The organism is Pantoea sp. CTOTU46764 (assembly GCF_031974595.1).
In the GTDB taxonomy this organism is placed as follows: Bacteria; Pseudomonadota; Gammaproteobacteria; order Enterobacterales; family Enterobacteriaceae; genus Pantoea; species Pantoea trifolii.
The window spans coordinates 5,747-14,396 of sequence record NZ_DALYOQ010000057.1 but is presented as its reverse complement, the minus strand read 5'-3'; the positions used below and the strand labels follow the sequence as shown (position 1 = coordinate 14,396).

Here is an 8,650-nt window from a genome sequence, read left to right as displayed (position 1 = left end):
GATGCAGGCTGCTGCCAAACTGCGTCAGCAGCCCGGCCATTAATGACAAGCCATCAGCCAGCCCGGCTTCGCCATCAAGCTGCAGGCGTGCCCAGCTGTACCAGGCCGCCACGCGGATGTCTTTGGTAGTGGTGGTGAGCAGATTTTCCGCCAGTTCGCAGATAAGTATGGTGTCCGCCCCGGAAAGGCGGTTCACCTCCTCCTGCATCTGCTGAAAACCGTCGTGATAGGTCGGGTCCTCACCAGCGGGATTGTCCGCCGATACCGGCTGCAGCCAGTTATTCCACAGTGCGATTTGCTGTTTTGCCTGAGCGCGCAGCGTCTCAGCGTCTTCACCACAGGCGCTGATAAGAGATTTAAGCGGCATTATTCGTCCTCCGTGACGTTAAGATCTTCCGGCGCGACAGTTGTGGCGCTCTGAAGAAATATGTCTGATGGCAGCGTGAAATTGCGCAGCCGCAGTAGCGCCAGCGGGCCATCACCGGCTTCGGTGCGCAGAATGTAATTCAGCGTGCGACCGTCGGGCGCGGCCCAGCTCAGTTGCCAGCTGCTGCTGATGCCTGGATTAGCGGTGACCTGCGCCTTATCCAGCAGGCGGATTAAGCCCCAGCCACCCGGCATGTCGCCATATAATCGTGTACCCGCCTCGGTGCTGACCCAGCTCAGCGTTGCGCCCGGCGCTTCGGTATCCGCCGGCCAGGTGAAGCGCTTCCAGGCCGGCATCTGGTTCACGTACTCCAGCTTCTGGCTGTCGATGGTCAGCGTCGTCTGCGAGACGCCTGCCGCTGTACCAGGACGTAGCTCAAAGTGCAGTCCCGCTTCACCGGTGGTGAACACCACGTCGGAAATCTGACTCAGTTGGTTAATCGCCTTCAGGAACGCCGGGTTGAAGGTCAGCCCCTGCGCATTGATGCTGTCCGGCACCCAGCGCGTGCCTTCGCGGTGCAGCACGCCGTTAAGTCGCGTTTGCAGGAAGCGGGTGATGCGGCCGGTATCGCTGTTGAGGTATTTCGCCAGCAGCGGCAGGGAAACTTCGCTGCTGACGTTTTTGAACGGATAGCGGCCACCAAAGGCGCTGTTCCACTCGCTCACTACCGCCTGTTGCCACTGGGCATTGAGGCTTTCAGCCGCCGGGCTTAATACCTGCTGCCAGGCCTGCTCCATCGGCCGCACAAATACCGTCTGCCCGAAGCCGCTCCACTCCTGCCCCAGACCGGCGGCAATCAGGCTGCCGTAGTCGCGGGTTTCAGTCAGATCGACGGTTTTGCCCTGGAACACCGTCTGCGCCAGCGTCTGCGTCATCGCCTGCGGATCTGCGGAGTTGGTGACCTGCTGCAGACGCAGGCGCACCTGCGTGACGCGGGTGAGGAAAGTGCGCAGATTCATTGACGACGAGCTGCCCTGCGTGTCGGTCAGCGACAGCAGCGGACCAAAGGTCGCATCCAGCGGACCGCTCGGCCCGGCATTCTGATCAATTGCCGGCAGCTTCTCTTTGCTGAACAGGTTCTGCGCCGACTTCACCAGCGAGTCGGCCAACGCTCCGCCGGTCTGACCGGTGCGTCCCTGCACGTTCAGCGTGTTCATCAACGCCACTAGCGGCGACTGGCGCACGTCGGCCATCAGCGTCAGCTGGTCAATGGCATCCGACAGCGTAGGCGCGGGCTGCAGGCGCAGGCTGTTGAGGAAGTTCAGCCAGGCCGCGCTGTAATCGGCGAAGTACCGACTTGTGAGCTGTGCTTCCAGTGCATCAGGCGAGGAGGATTTCCCGGTCAAGGGCGGATTATCGCCCAGCACCCAGTCCATCTCCTCGCGCCGGGCATTGGCCACTTTATCAATCGCGGGTTTCACGCCGTCGTCCCATGCCTGACGGGTGAACATACCCGGTACCACTTCATCAGTGCTGAACAGCAGCGCCGCATCGGTATCGCCAGTCATGTCAGTAAGGCGCATATCGGCATAGTTGCGCGACACCTGCGCCAGTACCTGCTGATACAGACGCGATTCGCTGTTGCTGACGCCGAGCTGACGAACCAGCAGCGCGCGCACCTGGCCGGTCAGCTCCGGGTCGGCCTTCAGCTTCCATTCAGGATGCGCAACCAGACCAGCGCCGTAAAACACCATCATTCCTGGAGCTGCGCCCTGCCAGTAGCCAGTACTGACATCCGTGCGCTGCGCCCAGTCCTGCATCAGCGCCTGGCTGAACCATGCTGCATCCATACGCTCTGGGCGCGCCAGCATCAGCCATAGCTTGAGCTGGGCGTAAGCCGGTTTGGCGAGCGTGTCACGCAGCGGGCTGTCTGGCGGCAGATTGGCGACCGTCTGCAGCTCCTTACGCAGATGCGCGGCTGCCGCATCGCGCAGTAACGGTAGCGCCGCCTGCGCGTAACGCGGCCAGAGCGCCGCCAGCAGCGCGTCGTTTTGATTCAGTCCAAGACGGCTGTACCACGGCGCACCGTGCTCCGCACGATGTTGCAGGCGCTGCATGGTTTTCTGCAGATCAGAAAGCGCCACCAGGCGCTGCTGCAGCGGTTGTCCAGTATCGGCCGCCTGCATCGCCTGCGTGTGGGAGTTGCTGATAACGCTGCTGTTGGTGGTGAATGACATCAGCAGACCCGCGCCCCAGGCAATCACCGCCAGGCACGCCACGGATGCCAGTAGCCGCAACCAGGAAAAGCCGCGACGCTGCGGACGCAGGTGCGCCGGCAGCGAAGTGAAGGAAGCCGGCAGCGCATCCCAGCGGTTATCGCGGCCCCAGTGATTGGGCACCGCACGTTCTGCACCTTCAGAGGGCGGGCTGAATACCAGCCCCGCCAGCGGTAGCGGTCGATACGGATTCTGCAGTGGTGCAATAAGCGCGTTGAGTGTTTCAGGCTCACGCGTCAGTTGATCTGCCAGGCTCAGCAGGAAACGATGCTGCGGCGAACCTGCCGCCTGCTGAATACCCTGCGAGGTGAGCTGCGCCGTCAGTTCCGACAATAACTTATCAATCTTGCCTGTTGTGAGTGTCTGAACGCCCACCGCCTGAGTTATGCGGCCCTGCTGCTTTTCGGCGCGCGGATGCAGCGACCAGACATAAAGCGGCAGTCGCCAGCCCAATTTCTCATAGCGTGCAGATAACGCGTGTGCAGTGGCGTCCATCAAGGCAGCAGAAGGCAGCGCTGAGAAAGGCACGCCTGAAGTGTCGGCAAGATGGTCAGCGGCAGAGGTGACCCAGATCATCGCATCCGCCGGACGACGACGCAGACGTTTAAGAGCAGACAGCCAACTTTCATCGGGTGAGGATGCAGGATCGCCGTCCCAGAGTAATAATGTGCCGCGATCTTCCTGCCAGAGCTGAGCCGTAAGACCTGGAGTCAGTTGCTCCACTTCAGCGGCAGTACCGGTTATCAGCAGGATGCGTGTTTTACGTCCCCAGGGCCGACCGTTGAGGTTACGCATGGCGTTACGGATGGTATCAACGGTGACATTGTGGGGCGGAGTCTGCCTGACGCGGCCTTCATCAGCGGGTAGCACATTTTTACGTTTTGCCTGTAACCGTGACCACTGTAATTTCATTGCGAGGCCGATTGTTTTGCCATGAAAAACGATCAGAAGCAGGAGCAGCGCTACAGCAATTCCTAACAGCTTTGGTCCAATGCTGTAAAGCCCGATCGTCCCGCCCTTTGTCCAGATGACCAGCGCTATTGCCGCAGCAATCAACACAGTAAGGCTAAGGCGACCCCAGTTGCCACGCCACACTGAACTATCCTTCGCCATTCATCATATTTCCTATAGTTACGGTATTTATAAAACGTTTCTCACTATCCCTTGAAAGCATCAGGCAGTTCTCTTTCGTCAGCGCAGCAATATCGCCGGCGACAGCTGCCAGAATCCAAGGTGAAAAAGGGCCACTAAGTCCAGCGTACTTTTCCAGCCAGTGGCATTGCTCTGGCCTCCAGGAGTCTTCATATTTGTTGGCGCAGGCCAAGAGAGTAGAAAAGTCATCGCCCCACTTCATGCTGTCACCCACAATTGCAGCCGTAGTGATCGCCTGTGACTGAATGGAAAAAAAGGTATCGAGTTCTGCCTTCAATGTTATGCCCTTATCAAGCGACATAGGCCGAAGCAAGCGCGCATGATGGCTAAGCCTGTATTTTGTAGCCACATCATCAGAGGTCAGTAGGAGGGCTGCCAGCGCGTCACTGTATTTATCCCTGCCCTGAGTCTGATGAACCAGAATCAGATCCACATCCAGGGTCGGCGATTTAAGCCGCTCTTCGAGAGAGAGAAAAAACTTTGATTTCAAAATATTCACCACAGGAACCGGGCGAACAGAAGACATATTTTTCTGCCAGGCTTCAGAGCAGTTTTTCCGCAGCAATAGATCTTCACTATGTGAATCAGTTAACAGTGTGACATTAAGGGGTAAATCAGTTGGAAGTTTTTCTAACGCATCGCGAACGCTGCAAATTAATAAAGAAAGCCCATTTGTATTTTCCTGAAAATTGATGCGAATGGCTTGCTTAATAAATTGCTCGACATCCGGAAATGCCTGAAGCAGAGTTCCCGATGTCAGGTAGCGGGGGAGAATGGCACCGTGGTGCAACACTGCGATATGACGGTTCGCCCACGTAGACCATTGTTGCTGGGCATAATTGGCTTCATCTAATTCAAATTGATACTTATCAAGAACATTATTATAACGCCAACCGCGTAGGCAAATGAGGACAAACCAGACAAATAAAGGACCTGCAGTAACTAACCACAGATTATACTTTTGGATTTCCCCTAACATCTGGTTAGCATGAAGCACAAATAACAGCACTCCAGTGACTAGAGCAGCAACACCAACAATAAGCCACATGATAAGTGAAGGTTCTTTGGGTAAACCTGCAACATTAGATTTCTGACGTTCCCAGCCCATCACTTATCCTATTGCGCAATCCGGCGCACTGGAAATAACCTGGCAACCACATTCACAATGGCAGCCGTCCACAACAATCGCTTTGCCATCAGATAACCACTCCGTAGAGCCTTCAATAATCTGATTAGTACCGTGACCCTTTACCGGACAACTTATGTCATCTCCTATGAGAGCTACTTTTTTACCATTGACGATCATGGTTGATGATGCCGATATAACCTGACCTCCATGTGTTGTTTTATCGCCGAGCAAAACAAATCCCTTAGACATATATCTCCTTATCATAAAATTTACAGTTTATTACTTAGCGAGCTTTTGTTTCACAAAATCATATTTTGTTTTTTCTGAATTAGGAAAGTGATGGTCTACGATTTTTTCACCATTTGGATAGATGAGAGTAAAACCCTCTCCTTTTTTTGCAGGAGGAATAGCCGTCACAAGCATATCTGGATGGAAAGTAGGCTTAAAAACAATGCTATTCGCATCATAAACACGGTAAGTCAACATTGGTTGACCTTTTATAGTTAGTGTTAATGTATCTTCAGCAGAGTTCTTCCTAATTAGAGGGAAGTAGTTTTTTTCAATTTCTACGGCACCATAGACATTGTCATAATTTCCATCCCCTCGAGGAGGTGCATTTTTATCAAAAACAAAAACAATATCTGCTGGTATATTATTCTTAACACTTCCGCCAAAATTTTTCATGTTATGATATTGAAAATCAAATTTTATATTGCTCAACTTCCATTCACACCTACCTCCACCATCTATGGCAATACTACTACTTACCCTGTAGCTTCCCGTTTCTTTATAAAAAGGAACAGTCAAAAGGTGATAACCTGCCCGGGTCGTTATCCCCCCCGAAGAAGTGAATATTTTATCTCTGCATTTTTCAGAGCGGTAAATGATATCCATTGGTAAAATATCTACATCTACTGGTTTAACTACCGATATTTTAACCGTCTTACCATTTGTTGGTGGGGATAGTTCCTCGCCTCGCGAACAGCCGCTCAGGATTAAGAGCGGCATCAGGCATAGTATGTTTAATATTTTCATTACTCATATTCCTTACTTTCGCACGGAAACGTTCCAGGGCAGCTCTTCCATCAGGCATTTGCTCTGTTACTCTCAGGTGTCCCACGACTAAGCCGTGCAACGTACAAAACAGCCGGTTAATTTATTTTTAGAATATTGTAATGGAACGAGTGGCGGGTGATTTTTCGACATTTATAAATTTAATTCATTAAATTTAGTTTCTTAAAATTAATCGGGTCAGGTCCATTTGCATTGGTCGTTTGAGTTCCATCAGGATAAGTCGTAATCGAGTCCTCACCAAATTTCTCTGGTCCTAAAACATTAATAATCTTTTTAGAATGAACCTTGGGTTTGAAAACAATAAGTTCAGAATTACTAACTCTGTAAGTTAACATATCTTCATTTATTAACCTGAGGATTTTAGCATGGTCTATCATGCGGTCATTTCTGATGAGTGGGTAATAATCATCTTTTATTTCAACTTTGCCAGACACGTTCATGTAGTGCCCATCTCCCCGAGGGGGAGGATTATTATCAAAAACAAAAACGATGTCATTGGAAATAGTACTTTTAATATCAACCCCAAACTTCTTCACATCACTAAATTTAAACTGAAATCGTATATTACTGAGTTTCCATTCACACCTACCACCACCATTAACGAAGACATTGCCACTCACTAAATCATCAACGAACTGTTGTTTAAAAGGGACTGTCAGTAGGCGATAACCAGCACGGTTAGTTATTGAACCCGCAGAGGTGAAAACTTTATCTCTGCATTTTTCTGAGCGGTAAATAGCATCCATCGGTAAAATATCCACGTCGGCAGGTTTAACTACCGATACTTTTACAGTCTTACCTCCAAATGGAGGAGATAAATCTTCGCTAAACACACAACCGCTTAGTAATAATAATGATGGTAAGAGTAATACATTTATCATATTCATTCGTTTAATTCCTTTTTTGTCTTGCCGAAACGATCCAGAATAGCCTCTGACTCTGGCATCCGCTCTGTTACTCTGATGGTTTCTGCTACTAAACCCTGTAATGCAGAGAACATCCGATTTCTTTCCTTTTCATCATCAGGAATACCAGAATCTGACATCTGTTTCTCAAATGCGATCCTGCTTTCTTTTCGTTTCAGAGTGATATCATAAGACACCAACTCCACCAGTTGATTGTTAATATATGGCAGATATGCTGAAGACATAGAGTGATTTCTAGGGTCGGTAAGTATAGAATCCAGATCCGGATTGGTATTTTTAGGGAAAAACTTCTTCATGCTTTCAATATTTAATGATCGAATAAATTGCAAGTTGTGATTTCTTGCCGAAATACTTTTATCTTCAGCCAGGGAAGGAATTAAATAATATTTTGTTTTTTTAGGTAATCTATACTTTATTCTGCGACATCTGGGAGCACTCATAGAGCCTTCGCATTGCAGGCTTTCCACCACCTGTGTGGTGTAATAGAACAGCACAATATCACCATGATGCCAAAAGCTGTCGCCGACGGTTACACCAGAGATTTTCTGCGAAAGCAACTCAGCTACAGACCATGTAAAACCCAACATGGTGCCAACTGGGCCATAAATCTCATAAAACCAGTTATACAGGTTCACATCCATCGGAACGCTAGTAATGCTATCTGAGTCATTAACGTGTCGGTAGTGAGTAACTTCCGAAAGCTGTAAGGTGGCATCAGCAGTGAAAACCCTCGGCATTCCATAGGTGTATAATAGTGGTTTTGTCGATTTTAACTCAGCAGCATGAATTAATGCTAATGCTCCACCTAAACTATGTCCGCAAAGAAAGTGCTCTTTATCATCAATTAAAGAATCTAATTCTTCAAAATTTTCCTTGCCCTTATTTTTAGCATATTCAAAAGCATCTAAAAATCCTTTATGGATTTTACCCATCGGGGCAAGATAGGACGGGCACTTTTGTGGGCTAAATGTGATGTCAGTTAACCAGTCTCTCAACTCTTGAGTACCACGCCAAGCTACAACGACATGTTCATCATTTGAGACATAAAATAACTGAGTATCATGCTGAATGATATTCCCGGCAGTGGTAACGAAGCGTGGGTTGATGTATCGCTGACTGAAGGGGACGTCTTTAACCACGGCATAATAGTCGTTTTTATCACTTAATTTTGGGGCCGTGGATAGATCAATATATGCCTGTTTGAAATACTGAATGATCTTTTCTTCTGTTGAATAAGAAAGATCGGCCATTATCCCTAGATTATAAGCATTAACTATCGAGTAATCTGTTTGATGGTGCAGTATCAGTGACCAGGCCCGGAATGGACACACTTCAAAAACGTAACGACAGTTTAGCTTTTTTATCGTTTGACCGGAAAAGCGCAAATCTGGAAAGTGATATTTCGGTGGGTTCGCTTTATCTTTCCATTCCGGCATCATATCAGGAAGGCTATCGCATAGATGACCTATTTTTAGATAACGATATTCGTATCCTTCCACAACCGCTTTGGGTTTTACGGTTGAATCATCCTCAGCACGTCCAAAGGGACGCAATGCCCTTTTTTCCATCTCGTCTGCAAGCGACTTTGCTTCAATATGTAAAATCAGCTCTAGCGGATGTAAACCCTCGATTCGAATGATGCCACTGACGTCGCTTTTACCGATATATGAAGCGCACTGACTACGTGTAGCGGCATTTTCGGCCACATACGGCATATTAGGGATGG

Annotated in this window: 7 protein-coding genes; all 7 read right to left on the bottom strand. The window is 49.5% G+C overall.

Features of this window, described 5'->3' with window-relative positions:
* Window positions 1-370: type VI secretion system ImpA family N-terminal domain-containing protein (locus RTM06_RS16885; protein ID WP_312183741.1), on the bottom strand; the 370-nt coding region annotated here is incomplete at its 3' end.
* Window positions 367-3,756 carry an ImcF-related family protein gene (locus RTM06_RS16880; RefSeq protein ID WP_312183718.1) on the bottom strand — a complete coding sequence of 1,130 codons (3,390 nt, stop codon included), beginning with the start codon at window positions 3,754-3,756 and terminating at the stop codon, window positions 367-369. The genes RTM06_RS16880 and RTM06_RS16885, both read right to left, overlap by 4 nt.
* On the bottom strand, window positions 3,743-4,903 hold the full coding sequence (locus RTM06_RS16875; protein ID WP_312183716.1) for a hypothetical protein: 1,161 nt from the start codon (window positions 4,901-4,903) through the stop codon (window positions 3,743-3,745). Before RTM06_RS16875 ends, RTM06_RS16880 begins: the two co-directional genes overlap by 14 nt.
* A 3-nt stretch (window positions 4,904-4,906) precedes the next feature.
* Window positions 4,907-5,173: a PAAR domain-containing protein gene (locus RTM06_RS16870; protein ID WP_312183714.1), complete on the bottom strand. Its 267-nt coding sequence runs from the start codon at window positions 5,171-5,173 to the stop codon at window positions 4,907-4,909.
* A 30-nt stretch (window positions 5,174-5,203) separates the two neighbouring features.
* On the bottom strand, window positions 5,204-5,959 hold the full coding sequence (locus RTM06_RS16865) for a hypothetical protein (RefSeq protein ID WP_312183712.1): 756 nt from the start codon (window positions 5,957-5,959) through the stop codon (window positions 5,204-5,206).
* A gap of 179 nt (window positions 5,960-6,138) precedes the next feature.
* Window positions 6,139-6,885 carry a hypothetical protein gene (locus RTM06_RS16860; RefSeq protein WP_312183710.1) on the bottom strand — a complete coding sequence of 249 codons (747 nt, stop codon included), beginning with the start codon at window positions 6,883-6,885 and terminating at the stop codon, window positions 6,139-6,141.
* A partial coding sequence (locus RTM06_RS16855) for a lipase family protein (protein WP_312183708.1) occupies window positions 6,882-8,650 on the bottom strand: 1,769 nt, incomplete at its 5' end. The genes RTM06_RS16860 and RTM06_RS16855, both read right to left, overlap by 4 nt.